Source organism: Streptomyces griseochromogenes, from assembly GCF_001542625.1.
GTDB lineage: Bacteria > Actinomycetota > Actinomycetes > Streptomycetales > Streptomycetaceae > Streptomyces > Streptomyces griseochromogenes.
Genome location: NZ_CP016279.1, coordinates 4,856,654 through 4,873,502, shown reverse-complemented (window position 1 = coordinate 4,873,502; position 16,849 = coordinate 4,856,654). Strand labels below are relative to the sequence as shown.

The following is a 16,849-nucleotide window of genomic DNA, read 5'->3' as shown; positions in this document are numbered from 1 at the left end:
ACAGGTGAATACCAGAGCCCACCAATCCCGAGGCCGAATCCCTTACGCGTAGCAGCCGTTGACGGTCGCCGCGAGGCCGTCCATGGCGTCTTTGATGGCGTTCGGGTCGGCCGTGGCGCCGTTTTCGACGAAGGAGAACACCTTCCACTTGCCGTCCTTGCCCCGAGTCAGACCGCTCAGCGCGATGGCGCCGGTGAGGGTGCCGGTCTTCGCGCGCACCTTGCCCACCGCGCACTTGGAGTTGGCGTCGTCGAAGCGGCCGTACTCCGGCCCGAGCGTGCTGCCGGCCTCACCGGAGACGGGCAGGCCGTCCCGGACGGCGCCGAGGGTGTGCGCGTAGCGGGGCTGCGTCAGCAGTTCGAGGATCTGCGCGAGGGTGGCGGCCGGGATGCGGTCGGCCCGGGACAGGCCGCTGCCGTCGTAGAGCTCGAAGTTGTCGAGCGAAACGCCGTACACCCGGCTCAGCACCCGCCGCACGGCCTCAGTGCCGCCCTCGAAGGTGGCCGGGCGGCCGGCGCCCAGGGCCGTCATCCGCAGCAGGGTCTCGGCGATGTCGTTGTCGCTGCGCTTGAGCATCGTACGGACGATGTCCGACAGCGGCGCCGACTTGTGCTGGGCCACCGGAACGTCCGTCGGGCGTGCGGTGGCACGGGTGACGTCGCCGGTGACCGTGACGCCATGCGCGGCGAGTTGCCTGGCGAAGACCTGCCCGGCGTCGATGGAGGTGTCCTGGACGCCGTGCCCGTCGACGACCAGCGCGCGGACCGGGGCGACGGTGTCGGGGTAGTAGCCCTTGTTCCAGCCCTTGGCCAGGGTCGGCTCCGGGAACAGGCTGTCGTCGACGGTGACCGTCACGGTGGTCCGGCCCGCGGCCTTGAGTCCGGCGATCGCGGTCTTCGCCAATTCCGCGAGGTCGGCGGTGCTCAGGGTGCGGTCGCCGCCCCCGACGAGGGTCAGCGTGCCGTGACCGTAGACGACCTTCGTGGTGAACCGGTGCTGCGGGCCGAGCACGGTCAGGGCGGCGGTCGAAGTGGCGAGCTTCGCGTTGGACGCCGGCATCAGCGCGGTGGAGGCGTTGTGGCCCCAGACAGTGGTGGCCGAGTCCGCGTTGAGGACCACGCCGCTCACGTTCGAGCCCAGCCGCTGATCGAGTACCCGGGTCTTCAGGTTCTTGGCCATCTGCTGGTCCCCGGTGTCCAGGCCGTGGGTCTTGGCCGTCGCGCCGGCGCCCTTTTGGGCGGCGAAGGCGGACGGACCCGCCAGGGCGGCGGACGCCACGGGCACGGCCATGGCGAGGACGAGGGCCCGGCGCAGGCCGGTTCCCGTGCCACTCTGTCCGGGCTTGCGGTGCCGGCGCCGGCCCCCCGGAAGGAAGGTGTTCTCGGGTGTCCTGACAGGTGCTTCGGTCATCGGGGTTCGACGCTTTCAGGAGGGGGGCTTTGGATGAAGGAAAGCCAAACGCTCTGCATCAGCCATCACACATGTATGCAGCCGGAGGTCAACGTGTCTGCCCGTGCGGGCAATTGGCCTGGTCTGCGGCCGGTCGTCGGCTGGGCATGATGCAGGGTGTGCCGGCTGAGCGGACAGCCGGGCAGACACGAGGACTGGCCGAACTGACGGGCTGGACGGGGAACTTGTTCAGTTGTCCATATTCTTCGAATACATCCGTCCCATGGGCGCCGACGATCCTCATGCGCGGAATCGGTTCCTTCCAGCGGAATACACGGAATCGATCCGTTCCGACGGAGTACGTGGAATGGGCTCCCGACATGCCCGGCCGGGACAGCGCTGGTGTCGGGCGGGTCGGCAGGGGCGGCGGGCTCTTGCCTGCGTCGATACCCTGGAGGTCACCGGCGTGGTATTCGCGCAGCCTTGGACCGGTGCGGTCGGCGTGCCCACGCCGCGCTGCCGGTTCGTTATCAGTGGTCGCCGGTGACCGGGTGGCGGTCGTAGCACACGGAGTCCGGGTCCGCGCTCGCGGCCTGCCGGCCCTTGATCTCCACACGTGCGCCGGGCTTGATGGCGTCGTACACCCACTTGCCGTCCTGGGGCGCGAGGGCGATGGAGCCGGGGCCGGCGTTGTTGCCGATGCTGTTGAGACCGGCGGAGGGGTCCAGCGCCCACATCAGCAGCCGCTCGTGATGATGGCGGTCGGTGAAGGTGACAGTCCACTGCCTGACGTCCACATACTTGGTCAGCCTGGAGTACTTGTCGGGGGGCATGGTCAGGGTGGGGTACTTGGCGGTGACCGTGACCTCCCTCTCGCCGATCGGGCAGTTGTCCTGCACCCCGCTGATGGGGAACCTCCTGCCCTTGATGGTCAGTGTGTGGGCGTCCAGGTCGATCGTCACCCGCTGGACGTGCGCCGGGGACGGGACGGGTGTGGGGGTGTGGGACACGGACGCCGCAGGGGGTGCGGCCGCCTCGGTGTCGGAGCCCAGGGCGCCGGAGGCGACGGCGGCGAGAGCCGCCGCCGCGAGCACGGTGGTGGAGAGCACAACGCGCTGGCTGCGGCGGCGGCGTTGCGCCCGGCTCCTCGCCTGTGCCCCTGTGGCCGGTGCCGCGCCCTGCGCGGCCAGGCCACGGAGCCGGGCCGACAGCTCCGTCTCGGTCAGGGGATGCGGTGGTGGCTGGTCAGACACAGGCTTCCTCCGTGGAGTGGTTTTCCTCGCTCACCAGGTGAGCGGCGAGTGCCGTACGGCCGCGTGACAGGCGTGCCTTGACGGTGCCGACGGCCGCACCGGTCTCGGCGGCTATCTGTTCCACGCTCACATCGCACAGGTGATGCAGCACGATCGCGGTCCGCTGGACCTCCGGCAGACGCCGCAGAGCGGAGACCAACGCCACATGGTCCGGGTTCGGTTCGGGCACCGGCCGTGGCGCGGACTCGCCCCGCACCAGCTCCCACCAGCGGCGCGCCCGCCGCCAGTGGCTCATCGCCAGACGGTGCGCCACCGTGCGGATCCACGCCTCCGGATCCCGGTCGCCGTTCAGGACGGACGAACGCCGCTCCCAGGCGCGTGCGAACGCCTCCTGGACCACGTCCTGGGCTTCGGCGTAGTCGCCCGTCAGGGCGTACAGCTGACCCACCAGACGTGGGCAGGCAGCCGTGTAGAAGAGGTCGAACTCGTCCTCGGTCACCTTGTCGTGCTCTCTTCTTACGGCGTGGGGCGCAGGGCCGGTGCGATGGGGGTCATGCGGTCGTGGTGGCGCCGGCTTCGCTCTGCGCGAGCCACTGCTTCCAGGTCAGGTTCCAGTCGCCGTAGCCGTTGCCGGCGGCGACGATGTCCTTGTCCGCCCCGGTGACCGTGACGACGTCGCCGACCTGTACCTGGTCGTAGAAGCGCTGGGCGATGCCGTTGGAGGCCAGGCCGACACAGCCGTGAGTGACATTACGGTGTCCGGCCTCGGTGTTCGCCCGCGGGTTCTGGTGCACGTACGTCCCCGACGTCGTCAGGTGCACGGCCCAGTAGTAGTAGCCATGGTAGGTGTCGCCGAGGCCCACGGTGCGGGAGTCCATATACACCTTGGACTGTTTGTCCATGACGACCATCGTCCCGCTCCAGGTGTCCATCCCCGGCGCCCCGGTGGTGACCGGGATGCGCTGTGTACCACCGCCGGTACGGACGGTCATCATGTGCGTCTTCGCGTCGACCGTGGCGACCAGCGACCGGCCGATGGTGAAGCGGCGGGCGCCGTGCGAGCCGAGACGGAGGGTGACCTGGGTGCCGGACTGCCAGTAGGTGGTGCTGGGGCGGAAGTCGACGCGCTGCCCGTCCAGAAGGTTGTGGCCCTTCACCCAGCTCCACGCGCCCCTCGTGCCGGACGAGGTCTGCACGCGCAGCCAGCGCTCCACGCTCTTGCGGTCCGCGGCGGGGACCGGCCGGGCGAAAGAGACGGATATCGGCATACCCACACCGACCGTCTGCCCGTCGGATATGTTCACCTGCGCCTGCGCAAGCACCGCGGGCTCCGGCACCGACGGAACCGAGCGTGCGCCGGACGCCTTGCCCGCGCCGCCGTTGTGCCCGCCCGCAGCCTTGCCGGCCGCCGTGGTGGAGGCCCCGGCATCCGGCCCGTCAGCGGCCACCCTGACGCCAGAACCCGAGTCCGCCGAACAGCCGACGGCCGAGAACAAGGCCGCGCAGGCCACTGCAACAGCGCCGAAACGGCCGACGGTCCGAACGGCCGAACGGTCCAAATACATGTAATCCCCCCGGATGAGGTGCGGTATCGCCTCTAATACGCACGGGCTGGGAGGCAGGTTGCATCGCAACACAACTTCTTTGCCGGGCAACTGGACCCGGGAGATACACAACGTACTCGCGCACCGCCTGTCCCCGCCGAGCATGCACCCCGACGCTCTTCGAAGCTGGACACTCGGCCAGGAGCAATCTCGTCGCCCTCGTGCACGCCGGAGCCCGCTTCGAGGGCGGCCACCTCATGGAACGCCCCGAGACCTTCGCGGCAGGGGTCGAAGCCGCGAGGACCGGGCCGACCGCAAGTCACGGGACTACTGCCGGGTGCGGGCGCGCAAGGCTTCTGTGAACCACGTGAACACCGGCGCCAGGCTGGGTGGCACGGGCCATCCGTTGATGACAGCCAGCAGGTACCAGTAGCGCTCCGCGCGGGGGTCACCGGCGATCTCCAGGCGTGCCAGCAGCCAGTGGCGCAAGTCGGCGTCGTCGGCACGGCCGAAGGTGTGCGCGTAACGGGCGGTGAGGGCGTCGATGACGGGTGTTGCCTCGGCGGAAGCAGGGGCGATGCCGGCGTCGAACGCGCGGCCGACGCGGTCACGGACGGTTTCGGTCAGGTCGTGGTGCAAGCCGGTGACGTCGCCCTGAGCGCGCTCGGCTGCCTGGTACTCCGCCATGCGGCGGACGGCGGCACGGAAGTCGGAGTCCTGGGTGAGCTCGGCGAGTTCCACCCAGGCGTCGACCTGATCGGGTTCGGGGTCGTCCGGCAGGTCAGGCATGGCCGAGCGCATCATGTCCACGAACTCGGCATTGGCGTCGAGCCCGCCGAAGGTGTCATCGATGAAGTCGGTGATGAGGCGCCGGCGTTCGTCGTCGGAAAGCTTGTGCATCATGTCCATTTCCTCAGGGGTGGAGCCCCGTTCGGCCACCGCTCGCAGCACCGCACGCCGCAGTCGCAGGGGGCAGCCAGGGCAAGCCGTACGGCTGTCCCGGCAACGGTTCCGGCGGTGACAAGCAGAGCGCCACGAACGGGGCGAGAGTGCGCCGCAGCATCGAAATCAGGAATGCGGGCCTCCTTGGCGCGTGCGCCGTGCGTCCGCGCGCGCAGAGACTGATGACCACTCCTACGGGCGGGGCGCTCAGTCGTCGGCGATCTGCAGGGCCAGCGCGAAGTGCTCACCGTCCGTTCCCGCGAGCAGGCTGTCGAACAGTGAGGTGAGCCCGTTCACGGCGCCGCATCCGGCGTCGTGGTTCGTCCACCAGCTGGCCTCCGGTCCGAGCAAGGACACCACCCGTTCCGCCGCGCGCTCGGCGGTCTCGACGGGCAGGTGCCGGTGGCTCGGCCAGACCAGGTCGACGGCCGCGACCCAGGCCAGGAACGCGGCGGCGCCGTGGGTTTCCACCGGTTCCAGAGCGGCGCAGATCTCAGGGACGGACGGCGGGACGTACCCTTGCAGGAAGCGCCGCCAGGCCTCGTCCACCGCGACCACGGCCAGCAGCGCGCGGACCTGTGCCGCCAGCTCCGGCAGGTCGGGGTCCGGCTCGGTGAACCGCCCGGCCGCCACGTACACCCGCATCGGGGTGGACAGTTCTGCCATGCCGGCTTGCAGCTCGGTCAGGATCCCCATGGATGTCACACCGGGATTCTGCCTGACGCCCCCGCTCGCTCCACGATCCGCACCCGAGCCGACCAGGAGCCTTCACTGATACCGGTAGAGCTGATGGAGCTGGAGTGCCTCCCGCTGCCACTCACCACGCGCCTCGGAGGTGTCTTCCGTAACGTCGCGGCCGAGGCTTCGCGCGATGCGCTGGTAGAGCTCCGGGGAGCTGATATCGGTCACCGCGATATGCGCCGTCCGGAGCGGTTCGCGGCTGGAGGCTCGGCATCGGTCGCGACATCCGAACCTCGAACCAACTACCCCGTCAGAACAAAACGCTCTTGGAGGTGGGCCGGGATTTCAAGCGAACGGGTCGCCCGCCACTCCGCTCAGGCGGACCAGCCCAGGCCTGCCCTCGTCGGTGACGCGCACGTACAGCGTGTAGGCCGAGCCCGCCTTCTGCGCCTTGGCTCGGGCCCAGGCCAGGACCTCCTCGACGTCGGCCCCGGTCATCTCATACTCGTCCGATGTCCTCGCCGACCTGTCCCAGAAGTACGCACGGTAGGTGGCGTCATCCTGCTCCCAGGTGGTGTCTTGCGGATCCACTCCTCGTACGTGCATGGGGCAACCGTAACGGCCCGCCTCGCGGGCGGTCCGCCGACGTGACGTCAGCGGCATGGGCTCCGGCCGCGGCTTCCCCGAAGGCAGCATGGACGAGATCTGTCCCCAACACCCCGAAAGCGGTCCCGCAGTACCCGACACCACGGACAAGCCCACCAGTTGGTCGGCTTCACCACGAAGGGGGCGCGATCGCTCATTGACGCGGAGCCCCTGTCAATCGCGGCCCAGTGAGGTTCGGGTGTCCATGACGCTGTAGTCAGTACGCCGAGGTGCCTTGTCACATTCTGGACGCGCCCGTTCTGACTTTCGTGACCTTTATGTCGGACCATTCCGGAATATCAATTGCTGGGCGACATGAAGCCGTTCACATCTCATGGGTCGACTCGGTGCGACAAAAACGCACCCCCGGGCACAGCCAATGTCGGGCGCCGCCCGGGCGAACTGTGACGCCACGGCCCACGCCTCCGCTACCCACAGTGGTGGCAGGTGTCGTTCGAGGTTTGTCTGAAACGGGACGCTCCTTGATCGTTTGCCATCTCTCTGGGTAATCTCCCTTTCGAACATCTACTCAGGGCCGTGACCGGGCCCACCGTTATGCGAAGCAGGGGGAAGTGTGCGTAACCCGCTCAGGGCGACTGCTATTTCAGCTATGAGCCTCATCATGGTCGGCGGTCTGACCACTGGTCCCGCGATGGCCGACAGCCTCCATGCGGCGGACGGACCCAAGTTCGTCTGCAAGGCATCGGCTGACAGGCCGCACTGGTCCAAGGGCGCCAAGAGTGTCATCTACAAGACCCGCGTCGAGTGCGCAGGCAGCGTGCCGACCATCAAGGCCCATTGCAAAGGCCATTTGATGTATTCCACCGGCGAGGCTCCTTCGACGGCCGCGACATCGAGTGAGACGCGCTCGGTCAAGACGGACGGCACGAAGACGACCTTCTATACGCCTGAGGCGGGTGGCAAGAAGGTGAACTGGTCGGGCAACTTCCAGGGCTCGACGCACTGCACCAGCCCGGGTACCACCGTCGAAATCGGCGATGCCACAACGCCTGTCGTCAAGGTGAAGGTTCCGTAGGGAATTGCTGACGCCCCGGTCCTGCGGATGTCCGACGACGGCTGCGGGACTGGGGCGTTTTACTGCCTCCGAAACGGGCGGAGAGCTTCAGTCGGGTCGGGGGTTTCGACGCCCTCCAAGAAGAGCTCGAACTCGACTGTCTGTGCACCCAGTACAAAAGCCCTTCTTCTGATGTCCTCGGCGAGGACGGTTGTCGGAGCCAGGCGGCGACCGTCCTGGTCTCCCGGTCGGGCAGGACATCCACCGGGATGGAGGTCTCGGCATCGACGAGGACGGTTCCGTAGGTCCGGCCCCGGTGGAAAGCGAACTCGTCGATGCCGAGTATCCGCGGTGCCCGCGCTGGCGCGGGTGGGGATGTGAGTTGTCCCAGGAGTGAGCTTCGCCGGCCATGGAGTTGCAATTTCCGGCAAAGGCGCCGGACCGGACGTCCGCCGAGTTGCACCGCGATCGCTCTCATGGCCGATCGCGCTGCAGTTGAAGAGCTGAGTCGTCGCTCGGTCAGGCCCGCCACCTGTTCCACGAATGTCCGACGTCGGCACTCGCCCTGATCGCAGAAGAACCGCCGCACGCGGAGATGCACAGCCATCTTCTGGCCGCCCAGGGGCAGGTCGGCTATGTGTCGCCAGTACCGACTGTGAACGCGCACGCCGGGTGGTCGCACTGCGGGCATCTTCCGGGCGGGCCGCAAGCAGCGGCGTCGATCATCAAGGCCGCATCGACGAACGCCAACCACCCGCCCTTGGCCGCACTCCAGGGAAGAGCAGCTCTTCGAGTGTGTTGACCTGCATGGTCAAGACGCCCCCAGCCAGAACGATCCTGCATACACCGCCCGCGAGCGGCGAGGTTACGAATCCGACAGGGATCGGAAGCAGGCCACCGCGACGTCAAGCGCCTCGTTCAGTGACGTCACGTCACGCCGGAATGCGGTCGGCCACATGGTCACTCGGTAGTGCTCTTCGGAAAGAGGCATGATCTTCACGAGGCCGGATTCGAGGTCGAACGGCTTCCGGCTCAGCATCAGGCTCCCCATGCTGATGTCCGGATAGAACACCCGCAGGTCAGGGTGTACATGGGCCGCCTCATGAAGCGGGCGGTCACGTAGATGCCAATCGCTGGAAAGGAGCTGTCGCCACTTCGTGGCAACAGGGTCACCGTCCTCGAACGCCTGTGCCAGTTCGTCCCAGCTCATGAACGGGAATCGGTCGTGCAACTCCCGCAGACGGCCGCCCCGGCACCACAGGTCCGCTACCCCCACCGCCGCAACGAGATCGTTCGTCCAGCCCTCCGACCAGGCGAAAGCACCGTGGAGACAGATCCGTACACGGAACGTGTCCTCCGCGTGCAGGGACACGATCGCCTTGCCACGACCTGTGCCCATCTCAGCACCGACGTCCCCTCCGGATACAGGCCGCAGCTGCCTCAAGTCGACGCCCTGAGCCAGCGCGATGATCTCCATGCGCCGCACCGGATCCACAGACGACGCCGCATCAGGTTGGGCCGCGGCCCGCCGCTCGCCCTCTTGGTCGCCTGTTGCTATGACCGCCCCCCACGATGCCGCCACCTCGGCTGGCCGGAGCCTCCGACGCGGGCCGGGTCGAAACGGTAGCCCTGGTGCCACCAGCTGACCGAGTAGAGCTGCTCACCGGGGCGGACGCAAGCGCGCAGGCCGCGTTCGACGGCCTCCTGAAGGCGCGCGACACGGTGATCGTCCGGAAGGTTTCGCATGAGCCGGTACGACTGGCACGTGTCGGTGACGTTCCCGAGACGAGCCGCGTTTCGGCTTCATCAGCGAGTGGCTGTGCCCAGTACCGCCCGACGGGGTTCTAGACGACGCAGAATTCGTTGCCCTCGGGGTCCTGCAGTACGACAGCGTAGTGCTCCATGTCCGGGTCATCCATGATCCGCAGCACGGTGGCACCGGCCTCGGTGAGCCGTTCCACCATGGCGGTGACCCGCTGAGCGCGGACCGCCAACGGGACCTCGCGCCCTCCGCCCACCTTCAAGTCAAGGTGCAACCGGTTCTTGGTGACCTTCGGCTCGGGGACCTGCTGGAACCACACCCGCGGCCCCTGTCCCGCAGGATCGATGATCGACTCCGGCGTCTCCCCGGCACCGGCGGGCAACTCCTCCTCGGGCACCCCCATGCCCACCCAATACTCCCGCCACGTGGAGTGGCCGCCCGGCGGAGGCTCTGGAACGTACCCCAGAGCCTCGGCCCAGAAGCCCACCAGCCTCTGCGGGTCAGCACAGTCGATCACCAGCTGCAGCGTCATCTCCATACCCGGAGGATGCCAGGCAGGTCTGACAACATCGGTCACGGCTCTTGCCCGGACCACCCCGTGCCAAAAGATCCACTTCCGCAAGGCAACAATTCCGACCCGGGGCAAGCCGATCACCGCGCGACACTTGAACAAGTACTTCGTCGCCGAGGCATCTCCACCTACACCACCACGGGATTCCTCCGGGTGACGGGGTACGGGCAGGAGGCGAGTGCGGGGCGGGCTGGCAGGGGAGGCAGCCCGCCCCGCGACGAGGCGCATCACACGGCGACCTGGCGGGTCCACGCGGAAATCCGGCATCCCCGGCACTGTCGGAGACGGCTGGTGGCGTCCCGTCGATTCCACAGACCGGGAAGGTGGAGTCGAGCCGTGCACGAACGCACAGTGGACCAGATCCTGGGCCAGAGCTGGCAGAGCTGGCAGAGCTACGCCCAGGAGAAGATTGCGCATACCGGCGAGGACTACCCCGGTCGGGACAGGGGCATCGAGCTCTTCGGCGAGCCCGCTCCATTCGAAGAGGTAGTCGCCCCCTTCGGCGCCGAGTGACCCGGGCTGGCGGACCCGCCGTCCGAACCCTGGGCGGACGCCGAGCAAGTGGCGGCGCAGGTGCTGGCCGGCCTGATGCAGGGCGAAGACGCTCTCCAGGAGATGGATCTCCTGGAGAGGGCGTACCTCAGCACGGATCTGCCTGTCCTGGCCGAAGTGCGCCAGGGAGCCGGCTGGCCTTATGACACAGCGGAGATGTGCATAGTCCTGCGGTCCTGGGAGGAACGCTTCGGTACACGGCTGATCGGACTGTCGGACGACCGCGTGACCGTCTCGGTGGCGGCACCCGTGGGGAGATGAGCGAAGTCGAGGCCGTCGCCGCCGAACACATCGTGTTCGCACCCGACAACATCGCCCAGGGCCGCGACGAGACCCTCCGTGCCTACGCGGCCGGCCAAATCCTGGGCAAGCATGCGTGGTCCTTCTGATGGGACTAGGCAGGACCCTCTCTCGGATCAACTGCGGACCAAGAGAGGCAACCTCCTAGAAAGGCCTGGTCGGCAGGTATTTGCCGTCCAGGGTGATGACGGCGCGCTCGCCGCCCTCGGAGTCGGCGACCTTCTTCACGTCGAGCTTGAAGTTGATCGCGGAGATGATGCCGTCGCCGAACTGCTCGTGGACGAGGGCCTTGAGGGTGGTGCCGTAGACCTGGAGCATCTCGTGGAAGCGGTAGATGGTCGGGTCGGTGGGGATGCCGCCGGGGATCGAGCCGCGGGTGGGGATGGTCTGCAGGAGCATCCCCGCGTCCTCGTCCAGCCCCAGCAGCTCAGCGACCGCCTTGGCCGACTTCTCCGGCAGGGCGTGCTGGCCGAGCACGGCGGCGGTGGTGAAGGCCACCGACAGGCCGGAAGCCTCGGCGATCTGCTCCCAGGTCAGGTTCTTGCGGGTCTTGGCCTCGACGGCTTCCGTGGCAAGGGCCTGGCGGGCGGCAGGGTCGAACTGTGCGTGCACCATGAGAAGGAGATTCCTTTCGGGGGTTGCGATGCCTCGTACGCGCTTGCGCACGACGGTGATGGAGCGTGATCCCGTGCGCCAGGGGCGGCGCGGGAAGTCATGAGGTCAGGCCGCGCGGGCGGCGGGGAGGCCGGCGGGGTCCAGGTCGTCGACGCGGCCGGTGGGGATGTCGTAGACCCAGCCGTGCAGTGTGACCGTCCGCTCCGCCAGGGCACGGGCGACCGAGGGGTGGGTGGCCAGGTTCGTCAGCTGCGCCAGCACGTTCTGCCGTACCAGCGCATCGATGTCGCCGACGGTGGTGGTACCGGCCTGGGAGGCGTCCGCATGCCGCAGCCAACCGGCGATCGCGGGGGCGCCGGACAGGTCGTGATGCCGGGCGAGGGCGGTCATCGCGCCGCAAGCCGAGTGCCCGCACACCACGATGTCCCTCACGCCGAGGACGGCGACGGCGTACTCGATGCTCGCCGCCACCCCGTCGGAACCAGGAGTGTAGGCGGGCACGAGGTTGCCGGCGGTGCGGATCACGAACAACTCGCCCGGCTCGCTGTCGGTGATCAGCTCCGGGACGACACGGGCGTCCGAGCAGCTGATGAACAGAGTGTGCGGGTCGTGGTGACCGGCCAGGTGGGCGAACAGTCCCTCCTTGGCCGGGAAGACGTGCCGCTGGAACCGCGCGACGCCCTCAGCAAGGTCATGCATGGGTCACTCCCTATCGGTGGGTGCCACCCTCACCGGGCTGGCGAAATCCACCATGCACGACCTGCATCTATAGAGTCCAAGACCTGCTATCCATGTCTGCTATAGATGTCATCTATATTCGAATGTATGGTCCTGGAACTGCGTCATCTGCGCTACCTGCTCGCCGTCGCCGAGAACGGCACCTTCACCCGCGCCGCCGAAGAACTGCACATCTCCCAGCCCACTCTCTCCCAGCAGATCAAGCAGCTGGAGCGGATCCTCGGCGTGCAACTGCTGGATCGCACCGGCCGCACCGTGCGCCTCACCGACGCCGGCGAGGCCTACGTCCACCACGCCCGCCGCGCACTTCGTGACCTCGCCGCCGCAGAACGCGCCGTCCACGACGTACACGACCTCACCCGCGGCCACCTGCGCCTGGCGGTCACCCCCACCTTCACCGCCTATCTCACCGGCCCGCTCGCCGCCGAACTCCACACCCGCCACCCCGGCATCACGCTGACGCTGCGGGAGATGACCCAGGACCGCATCGAGACCGGCCTGCTCGCCGACGAAATCGACCTCGGCATCGCCTTCACCGGCAGCCATCTGCCCGGCATCACCACCGACGAACTGTTCACCGAAACGCTCACCCTCGTCACCAGCGCCCACCACCCCGCCGGCCACGACCGCCCCCTGCCCGTGGGCGACCTCGCCGGGCATCAGCTAGCCCTTCTGAGCGGCGACTTCGCCACCCGGGGCCACATCGACGACTACCTCGCCCGGCACGGCGTCAGCCCCCGCATCGCGGTGGAGGCCAACTCCGTCCAGGCCCTCACCGAGGTCGTCCAGCGCACCACGCTGGCCACCGCCCTCCCTGACGCCATCACCCACGACCACCCAGACCTCGTCCCGATCCCCCTCGACCCACCCCTGCCCACCCGCACCGTCGCCCTCCTCACCCGGACCGACGCCTACCAAAGTGCCGCCGCCCGCGCCTTCACGCGCCTCACCCACGACCTCGTCCGCACCCGCCACTACACCGGACTGGGGACTGGTACAGCCGCTGGCGCCGAGGCGGATCTTGGCCGGCCGGCGCCGTAATTCGGCAACGGCGCCCTGACTACCGTTCCTTGACCTTGTTCATCCATGTTCATCCATCGACCGGAGCTGACCCCAGCGCGCGTAGCCGGGGTGGCGGGCGCGCTCAGCCGGAATCTGCCCGAGCCGGCCAACCGTCTGCCTGCCGCGCCGCCGGCCGAGGACACTCGCGGTGAGCGGTACCAGCTGGTGAGGGCAGGCAGTACGCGAGGTGCTGGGCGCCCTCGGACAGGTCGCGCTGGTCGTCGAGGACGTGCACTGGAGCGACGACGCCACCCGCGAGCTGCTTCTCTCGTCCTGTCAGGAGCAGGGCGTCTCCACGGACCATGCGAGACGGTCGGCTGGGGCGCGCACTGCGACCGCCGGCAGTACTGCCGAAACGGGCGCCACAGCCGGGACCGGGCCCGCCCACGCTGCAAAGGAACGATCCAGGCACTGCCCCGGCGGTGTCAGGAGGCGCGCGGCAGCGCGAGCCAGTCCTGCCAGGTAATGTCGCGGCCCAGACAACGGGGCTGCCGGAAGGGCCAGTCGGCCGCGATCCACTGCGGCACCAGCGCGTCGAGCGCGCGCTCCACCTCGCCGCCGACCAGATCGTCCACCACCCACCAGGAGACCTCGCCGTCGGAGCCGGCGCGCTCGGGCGGATCGATGTAGACGCAGCCGAGGATCGCCGTTTCCTCCTCGTCCAGCAGCGCGTAGTTGAATGACTGGTGCGCGGCTATCTCCTTCTCGTGCCGCAGCAAGTCGACGCGGTCCTCTTCATAGGTCATCGTCTCCTTGGGCCAGGCCCAGGCCGGGCCGAAGATCTCCCACAAACGCTCTCGGGAACCCATCACGGCGGGGTAGTCGAGCGGGGTGTCCGCCTCCCGGATCGGCCGCAGGTGAAGCGCGGTGTTGGGCACGGGCACGTACACGGGATGGACGAAGTCGTCAGGCAGCCAACTCATAAGGGCCGAGGTTAGCTTGTCTTACGTTTTCGCCGTGGGGATCAATCGGTCATTCGTAGGATCGGTGGCTTCAGGGGCTCCGGGTATGGCTCGTTTCCCGTTGCAGTTCGGATGGCTCTGGAAACTTGGCCGCCCGGAGCCCCGCGACGACTCGACCACCAATTGGGAAACGCGACTTGATCGCTGTTGTAAGACCATGTCGGCGAGGTCGGCTGCGGGACCGATGCGAGACGGCAAGCCGGCGGATGTGACCGTGCCCCGGATCTGGGCCGGAGTAGACAAGGGTCCGGTCACGCTGCTGACCGGGTATCAGACCCCAGCGGAAATCCGGCGCATGGGCGCCAAGCGGCTGGAGTCCTGGCTGAGCAACCGCAAGGTCAGCGATGCCGCCGCACTCGCGCGCAGGGCCGTGGATGCCGCCCAAGCCCAGGTGACCGCACTGCCCGGGGAGGACCTGGGCTCCGAGCTCGTGGCTCGGCCGGCGCGCGTGATGATGGACCACCGCGAGGAGGTCACCGAGCTGGACGCTCGGATCGAGGCGCGCTTTCGCCAGCACCAGGACGCCGAGGTGATCCTCAGCCTTCCCGGCATGGACCCCACCCTCGGGGCGGAGTTCATCGCCGCGACCGGCGGCGACCTGAGCACCTTCGGTGGCCCCGACCGCCTGGCCGGCTTCGCTCCCGCGCCCTGGGACTCCGGCAGCGGCAACCTGCGCAGACACAGAGCCTCCCCTTGCCAGGGCAGCCTGACCGCGGCCGAGCAGACCAGGCCGGTGTGTGGCCGTGCGGCTCTGCGAAACTCGTGCAGTGACCAGCACCGATGACCTCAGCCGCCAAGCCCTGCTGCGCCGTGGCTTCACCCTCGAATACATCACGCTCGGCTGGAACGTGGTCGGCATCGTGGTCCTCGCCGTCGCGGCGATCACCGCGAAGTCGGTCGCCCTGGCCGGGTTCGGCCTGGACTCCCTGATCGAGATCGGCGCCTCGACGGTGGTGATCTGGGAGCTGTCCGGCACCGGCGAGGACCGTCAGCGCCGCGCCCTGCGGCTGATCGGCGTCGGCTTTGCGCTGCTCGCGGTCTACCTGCTGGTGCAATCCACGTGGGTGCTGGCCACCGGCTTCCATCCAGAGCACTCCCCGCTGGGCATCGTCTGGACCGCGATCACCGCTGCCGTGATGTTCGCTCTGGCCTACGGCAAGGCCCGCACCGGCGCGGCCCTGGGCAACCCGGTGCTGACCACCGAGGGCCGGGTCACCCTCATCGACGGGCTGCTGGCCGCCGCGGTGCTGCTCGGGCTGATTCTCAACACCGCGGTCGGCTGGTGGTGCGCCGACCCAGCGGCCGGCTACGTGCTGGTCTACTACGCCGCACGAGAGGTCAAGGAGATCTTCTTCGGCGACCACTGAGCCCTCGCCACGGAACCCGGAACGGCACTCAGGCACTCCTTCGCCCCCTTGACGTAAAGATTGGGAAGTCATTTATCCAGCGCGGCGCGGTCTTGTGCCGACCTTCTGGTGGGACGGTCGGCTGTATGCCTCACCAGTTGCGAGGGCAGGCGCTCTTGGACGAGGTTGCGGTAGAGCGTGGCAGGGTCGATGTACGGTTCGGGCCAGGCGGGGGGGGTGACCAGGACGTTGTAGGGGCCGTGGTCGGCGCAGGCGGCGGAGAATTCCGCGCCTGCGCCTATCTCACGCCTCAGGAGCTACCGGAGCCGGCAGGCCGCTGTCAGACGAACCGTCCCGACATTGCTCCGTCAAGTTGAGTAGCTCAGCCACGTCGGCAGCCGGACAGCCGGCCCTCAGGGCCGGCGTCGGCCTCACCTCAGCCGTGCGTACTTCCCCGCCGAACCGCCTGCGAGCCGTGGCCCGTCGGGCGGCGCGGGGAGCGAGGTGTACGGGCAATGCCGGGGTGGCGTCGGTCAGGCTCGGCTGATCGGGCAGTTGCCCGGGCAGCCGGCACGGTCCCTGTTTCCCTCGTGGTTCCGGACGTGCGCGCCGTGCGCGCGGTCCACCTCGTATTCCTGGCACTCGCCATGCTCGTCGCAGGCCTCGCACCGACCGTGTTCTGCCGTTGTGGCACATCCCCCGTCTCCGGCTCGGGCCGTCCCCTCGTCGTCGCGTTCCGGGGCCGGATCCAGCAGGACTTCGATGCCCGCCCGTAGATACCGCTCCAGCGTGGCGTCCGGCACCGAGGCCAGGGCGGGAGTGCGTATCTCGGTGCGCATCAGGCTGGTGCCGAACATCCAGGCCGCCAGGAGTTCCGCGCGCAGGTCGGCGTCGAGGCCGCCGAGGCGGGCGGCCAGACGCTGGGAGAACACCTCCGTGAATTCCGCGCGCAGCCGCCCCACCGCTTCGTCACGGCCGGAGGACCGCAGCACGGACATCACCGGGTGCGGGAAGTCGCCTTCCCTCGGCGCCCCCCGAAGCAGCGCGCAGAACCAGTCGGGGATCGCCTCGACCGGCTCCTCCAGTAGCGGTTCGAACATCTTGCCGGTGCACGCCACGTCGTTGAACAGCGCTTCCTTCGAGCCGAAGTAGCGGTAGACGAGGGCGGCGTCCACGCCCACGTCGCCCGCGATGTCGCGCACGCTGGTGCCTTCGTAGCCGTACTTGCCGAAGCGGAAGGCCGCGGCGGCCCTCAGCGCGGTGCGCGTGGCCGAGGCCGAGCGCCTGTGGGCGGGCCGGCGGGCCGCTGCCTTCGACGCCTCGCCGTTCTGCATTCCCGTCACGTCACCGTACCTCCGTTGTCCGCGGACCTTGCGTCATCCGCCCATATTCGAGGCTCCGGTGACTGTCTCAAAGTCACCGACCGATGTCATCAATCGTTGACTTCCCTTCGCGCCGCATGTCAAATCTGG

Annotated in this window: 21 protein-coding genes and 1 pseudogene; 7 read left to right on the top strand and 15 right to left on the bottom strand. The window is 68.4% G+C overall.

Translation table 11 applies throughout. The annotated features are described in order from the left end of the window. Window positions 1–42: 42 nt before the first annotated feature. From dacB to AVL59_RS20630, 7 genes are all read right to left on the bottom strand, one after another. Window positions 43–1,410 (bottom strand): D-alanyl-D-alanine carboxypeptidase/D-alanyl-D-alanine endopeptidase, encoded by a 1,368-nt coding sequence (gene dacB / locus AVL59_RS20660; RefSeq protein WP_067306568.1) that lies wholly within the window; start codon window positions 1,408–1,410, stop codon window positions 43–45. 509 nt (window positions 1,411–1,919) lie between these two features. Further along, window positions 1,920–2,642 (bottom strand): L,D-transpeptidase, encoded by a 723-nt coding sequence (locus AVL59_RS20655; protein ID WP_159399971.1) that lies wholly within the window; start codon window positions 2,640–2,642, stop codon window positions 1,920–1,922. Continuing rightward, window positions 2,635–3,141 carry a SigE family RNA polymerase sigma factor gene (locus tag AVL59_RS20650; RefSeq protein ID WP_067306564.1) on the bottom strand — a complete coding sequence of 169 codons (507 nt, stop codon included), beginning with the start codon at window positions 3,139–3,141 and terminating at the stop codon, window positions 2,635–2,637. Before AVL59_RS20650 ends, AVL59_RS20655 begins: the two co-directional genes overlap by 8 nt. 52 nt (window positions 3,142–3,193) lie before the next feature. Continuing rightward, complete coding sequence (locus AVL59_RS20645) at window positions 3,194–4,090, bottom strand: L,D-transpeptidase (RefSeq protein WP_067306562.1); 897 nt, start codon at window positions 4,088–4,090, stop codon at window positions 3,194–3,196. Window positions 4,091–4,513: 423 nt separating this feature from the next. After that, window positions 4,514–5,089: a hypothetical protein gene (locus AVL59_RS20640; RefSeq protein WP_208870417.1), complete on the bottom strand. Its 576-nt coding sequence runs from the start codon at window positions 5,087–5,089 to the stop codon at window positions 4,514–4,516. 246 nt (window positions 5,090–5,335) lie between these two features. After that, entirely contained in the window at window positions 5,336–5,824 is a 489-nt protein-coding gene (locus AVL59_RS20635) for a hypothetical protein (protein WP_237281892.1), read from the bottom strand. Window positions 5,825–6,154: 330 nt separating this feature from the next. Continuing rightward, the gene (locus AVL59_RS20630) at window positions 6,155–6,415 is read right to left on the bottom strand and encodes a hypothetical protein (protein ID WP_067306559.1); all 261 of its coding nucleotides are present in this window, start codon (window positions 6,413–6,415) and stop codon (window positions 6,155–6,157) included. 649 nt (window positions 6,416–7,064) lie between these two features. Between AVL59_RS20630 and AVL59_RS20625 the strand changes: the two genes are divergently transcribed. Next, window positions 7,065–7,490: a hypothetical protein gene (locus AVL59_RS20625; RefSeq protein WP_159399970.1), complete on the top strand. Its 426-nt coding sequence runs from the start codon at window positions 7,065–7,067 to the stop codon at window positions 7,488–7,490. On the opposite strand, the gene AVL59_RS56465 is transcribed toward AVL59_RS20625, so the two are convergent. The 4 genes from AVL59_RS56465 to AVL59_RS20615 all read right to left on the bottom strand — a co-directional run bounded on the left by AVL59_RS56465 (window position 7,471) and on the right by AVL59_RS20615 (window position 9,769). After that, window positions 7,471–8,160 (bottom strand): transposase family protein, encoded by a 690-nt coding sequence (locus AVL59_RS56465; protein ID WP_079146830.1) that lies wholly within the window; start codon window positions 8,158–8,160, stop codon window positions 7,471–7,473. The genes AVL59_RS20625 and AVL59_RS56465 overlap by 20 nt on opposite strands. A gap of 174 nt (window positions 8,161–8,334) precedes the next feature. Beyond that, the gene (locus tag AVL59_RS20620; RefSeq protein ID WP_067306553.1) at window positions 8,335–8,946 is read right to left on the bottom strand and encodes a DUF6193 family natural product biosynthesis protein; all 612 of its coding nucleotides are present in this window, start codon (window positions 8,944–8,946) and stop codon (window positions 8,335–8,337) included. A 77-nt stretch (window positions 8,947–9,023) separates the two neighbouring features. Next, on the bottom strand, window positions 9,024–9,215 hold the full coding sequence (locus tag AVL59_RS56460; RefSeq protein ID WP_079146829.1) for a DUF2716 domain-containing protein: 192 nt from the start codon (window positions 9,213–9,215) through the stop codon (window positions 9,024–9,026). A 98-nt stretch (window positions 9,216–9,313) separates the two neighbouring features. Further along, complete coding sequence (locus AVL59_RS20615) at window positions 9,314–9,769, bottom strand: VOC family protein (protein WP_067306551.1); 456 nt, start codon at window positions 9,767–9,769, stop codon at window positions 9,314–9,316. Between the two features lie 369 nt (window positions 9,770–10,138). Between AVL59_RS20615 and AVL59_RS52275 the strand changes: the two genes are divergently transcribed. The 3 genes from AVL59_RS52275 to AVL59_RS52270 are packed head-to-tail and all read left to right on the top strand — an operon-like array spanning window position 10,139 to window position 10,743. Next, on the top strand, window positions 10,139–10,315 hold the full coding sequence (locus AVL59_RS52275) for a hypothetical protein (RefSeq protein WP_159399968.1): 177 nt from the start codon (window positions 10,139–10,141) through the stop codon (window positions 10,313–10,315). Window positions 10,316–10,363: 48 nt separating this feature from the next. Next, window positions 10,364–10,615, top strand: a complete 252-nt coding sequence (locus tag AVL59_RS20610; protein ID WP_067306548.1) for a DUF4253 domain-containing protein — start codon at window positions 10,364–10,366, stop codon at window positions 10,613–10,615. Beyond that, window positions 10,612–10,743 carry a DUF4253 domain-containing protein gene (locus tag AVL59_RS52270; RefSeq protein WP_159399967.1) on the top strand — a complete coding sequence of 44 codons (132 nt, stop codon included), beginning with the start codon at window positions 10,612–10,614 and terminating at the stop codon, window positions 10,741–10,743. The genes AVL59_RS20610 and AVL59_RS52270 overlap by 4 nt, the downstream gene beginning before the upstream one ends. 55 nt (window positions 10,744–10,798) lie before the next feature. Here the strand turns inward: AVL59_RS52270 and cynS are convergent, their stop codons facing one another. Together cynS and AVL59_RS20600 are read right to left on the bottom strand one after the other, a co-directional pair. Next, window positions 10,799–11,269 carry a cyanase gene (cynS, locus tag AVL59_RS20605; RefSeq protein ID WP_067306546.1) on the bottom strand — a complete coding sequence of 157 codons (471 nt, stop codon included), beginning with the start codon at window positions 11,267–11,269 and terminating at the stop codon, window positions 10,799–10,801. A gap of 105 nt (window positions 11,270–11,374) precedes the next feature. Then, entirely contained in the window at window positions 11,375–11,968 is a 594-nt protein-coding gene (locus tag AVL59_RS20600) for a carbonic anhydrase (RefSeq protein WP_067306544.1), read from the bottom strand. Window positions 11,969–12,094: 126 nt separating this feature from the next. Here AVL59_RS20600 and cynR point away from each other — a divergent pair, with 126 nt between their 5' ends. Next, window positions 12,095–13,048, top strand: a complete 954-nt coding sequence (gene cynR / locus AVL59_RS20595) for a transcriptional regulator CynR (protein ID WP_067306542.1) — start codon at window positions 12,095–12,097, stop codon at window positions 13,046–13,048. A gap of 446 nt (window positions 13,049–13,494) precedes the next feature. Here the strand turns inward: cynR and AVL59_RS20590 are convergent, their stop codons facing one another. Further along, window positions 13,495–13,992, bottom strand: a complete 498-nt coding sequence (locus tag AVL59_RS20590; RefSeq protein WP_067306539.1) for a GNAT family N-acetyltransferase — start codon at window positions 13,990–13,992, stop codon at window positions 13,495–13,497. A 280-nt stretch (window positions 13,993–14,272) separates the two neighbouring features. On the opposite strand from AVL59_RS20590, the pseudogene AVL59_RS20585 reads away from it, so the two are divergent. Both AVL59_RS20585 and AVL59_RS20580 read left to right on the top strand, forming a co-directional pair. Then, window positions 14,273–14,716, top strand: a pseudogene (locus tag AVL59_RS20585) (IS110 family transposase); the annotation flags it as partial. Between the two features lie 82 nt (window positions 14,717–14,798). After that, on the top strand, window positions 14,799–15,398 hold the full coding sequence (locus AVL59_RS20580) for a cation diffusion facilitator family transporter (RefSeq protein ID WP_067306534.1): 600 nt from the start codon (window positions 14,799–14,801) through the stop codon (window positions 15,396–15,398). 512 nt (window positions 15,399–15,910) lie between these two features. On the opposite strand, the gene AVL59_RS20575 is transcribed toward AVL59_RS20580, so the two are convergent. Next, entirely contained in the window at window positions 15,911–16,711 is an 801-nt protein-coding gene (locus AVL59_RS20575; RefSeq protein ID WP_099053091.1) for a TetR/AcrR family transcriptional regulator, read from the bottom strand. Window positions 16,712–16,849 lie beyond the last annotated feature (138 nt).

Coding starts and splice junctions, on each gene's coding strand:
- dacB (WP_067306568.1), bottom strand. CDS start 1,410: ATGACCGAAGCACCTGTCAGGACACCCGAGAACACCTTCCTTCCGGGG.
- AVL59_RS52270 (WP_159399967.1), top strand. CDS start 10,612: ATGAGCGAAGTCGAGGCCGTCGCCGCCGAACACATCGTGTTCGCACCC.
- AVL59_RS20620 (WP_067306553.1), bottom strand. CDS start 8,946: ATGGAGATCATCGCGCTGGCTCAGGGCGTCGACTTGAGGCAGCTGCGG.
- cynR (WP_067306542.1), top strand. CDS start 12,095: ATGGTCCTGGAACTGCGTCATCTGCGCTACCTGCTCGCCGTCGCCGAG.
- AVL59_RS56460 (WP_079146829.1), bottom strand. CDS start 9,215: ATGCGAAACCTTCCGGACGATCACCGTGTCGCGCGCCTTCAGGAGGCC.
- AVL59_RS20575 (WP_099053091.1), bottom strand. CDS start 16,711: ATGCAGAACGGCGAGGCGTCGAAGGCAGCGGCCCGCCGGCCCGCCCAC.
- AVL59_RS20630 (WP_067306559.1), bottom strand. CDS start 6,415: ATGCACGTACGAGGAGTGGATCCGCAAGACACCACCTGGGAGCAGGAT.
- AVL59_RS20640 (WP_208870417.1), bottom strand. CDS start 5,089: ATGATGCACAAGCTTTCCGACGACGAACGCCGGCGCCTCATCACCGAC.
- AVL59_RS56465 (WP_079146830.1), bottom strand. CDS start 8,160: ATGCCCGCAGTGCGACCACCCGGCGTGCGCGTTCACAGTCGGTACTGG.
- AVL59_RS20625 (WP_159399970.1), top strand. CDS start 7,065: ATGAGCCTCATCATGGTCGGCGGTCTGACCACTGGTCCCGCGATGGCC.
- AVL59_RS20590 (WP_067306539.1), bottom strand. CDS start 13,992: ATGAGTTGGCTGCCTGACGACTTCGTCCATCCCGTGTACGTGCCCGTG.
- AVL59_RS20600 (WP_067306544.1), bottom strand. CDS start 11,968: ATGCATGACCTTGCTGAGGGCGTCGCGCGGTTCCAGCGGCACGTCTTC.
- AVL59_RS20615 (WP_067306551.1), bottom strand. CDS start 9,769: ATGGAGATGACGCTGCAGCTGGTGATCGACTGTGCTGACCCGCAGAGG.
- cynS (WP_067306546.1), bottom strand. CDS start 11,269: ATGGTGCACGCACAGTTCGACCCTGCCGCCCGCCAGGCCCTTGCCACG.
- AVL59_RS20635 (WP_237281892.1), bottom strand. CDS start 5,824: ATGGGGATCCTGACCGAGCTGCAAGCCGGCATGGCAGAACTGTCCACC.